The organism is Flagellimonas marinaquae (genome assembly GCF_003992675.1).
Lineage (GTDB): Bacteria > Bacteroidota > Bacteroidia > Flavobacteriales > Flavobacteriaceae > Flagellimonas > Flagellimonas marinaquae.
Window position 1 is genome coordinate 1 of record NZ_RZMZ01000001.1, and the last position, 594, is coordinate 594.

Genomic DNA, 594 nt, shown 5'->3' on the forward strand with positions numbered 1-594 from the left:
TCAAGCTGCTCCACTGTCCGTCGAAATCGTCGGTGGCATCCAAATCCAGATTTGCAGGAACATTGGTCAAATCTCCAAAATCACCTGAAAAGTCATCCGTGCTATCGGTATCCAAATTCGGGAACTCGTTGTTCACCGCTGTTGCTACCTGAGCGTCGGTCAATTGGGTATCGTTATCGGTCCCGATAAATGTAATCGGCGAACCATTGCCATTGTCGAATGTATAGGTTCCATCGAGGTTGTCCGTAATCGCTGACTTGTTTATGGTCTGGGACACCCCATTTTCATTGATATAGGTAAAGGTACCGTTATTGTTATCGGATAGGTTTGTAATGGTCTCCGCTATGCTTACCGAAGCTACGTTCAGGTAAAGTGCCCCATCGGAACCAAAGGTTATATTGTTGTTGGCATCGTTACTGATCAGATCCACTTGTTCAGTTCCGCCGCCATCCGTGATGCCCAAAACACCATCGGTTATGGAACTACCCGTGTTGTACTCGTTGCCCACAACTGAATCGGCGTCGTCAACATTGTCAACGTTATCGGCGAAGTCTGCTGGAATACCTGTCAGGCTGCTCCACTGTCCGTCGAAAT

General features: G+C 47.8%; 1 protein-coding gene. It reads right to left on the bottom strand.

The genetic code is table 11. The features are described from left to right. On the bottom strand, window positions 1-594 hold a 594-nt coding region (locus tag EO130_RS15360), incomplete at both ends, for a hypothetical protein (RefSeq protein ID WP_164732847.1).